Raw genomic sequence first — 673 nt, 5'->3', positions numbered from 1 at the left:
GGTCCGCGCCCCGGAATGACCGATTCTGCAAAGCCCTCGCCGGCGCGGACGACGGCGATCGAGAGGCTGTGCATCCGAAGCCATTCGAGCACCTGTGGGGCTTGACCGGTTGATCCCTCACTCTGCGTGAGCGTGGCCCCCGCCCGCAGCCCGTGCCCGGCCCCGCGCGGCTGGAGACGGGCGCTCTCGGGACGCGCACCTGGGGATGCGTGGCGGGGCGTGCTGGACTCGCACGGCCGTCGCGCGGATATCGTGGGGGCGGAGGGCCCGGCGAATCCGGCGGGCCATGTGATCGGTCCGGGGCTCCGGGCCGCGCGCCTGCGAGTGCCGCCCGTGACCGCTGCGACCCCCGATCTGACGACCGCCCTCCCGCCGGCCACGCCCGTCCCGGGCGACGCCGCAGCGCCGGGGACGCCGCCGCTCGCGAAAAATCCGGGCTTCGTGCATCTGCACGTCCACTCGGCCTATTCGCTGCTCGAGGGGGCGCTGCCGATCGGCAAGCTCGCCACCCTGGCCAAGGCCGACCGGCAGCCCGCCATGGCCCTGACCGACACCGACAACCTGTTCGGCGCGCTGGAGTTCTCCGAGAAGATCGCCGGCTACGGCATCCAGCCGATCGTCGGCATCTCGCTCGCCGTCGAGTTCGGCGACCAGGAGCAGGGCGCGGTGCGGG

1 protein-coding gene is annotated in these 673 nt (G+C 73.6%); it reads left to right on the top strand.

The features are described from left to right. Positions 1-441 precede the first annotated feature (441 nt). On the top strand, positions 442-673 hold a 232-nt coding region (locus CH341_RS35910; protein WP_245431089.1), incomplete at its 3' end, for a PHP domain-containing protein.

Origin of the sequence: Rhodoplanes roseus (genome assembly GCF_003258865.1) — a bacterium.
GTDB classification, from domain to species: Bacteria; Pseudomonadota; Alphaproteobacteria; order Rhizobiales; family Xanthobacteraceae; genus Rhodoplanes; species Rhodoplanes roseus.
Note: the sequence above shows the minus strand (reverse complement) of the source record. Positions and strands in the feature narration are given on the sequence as shown.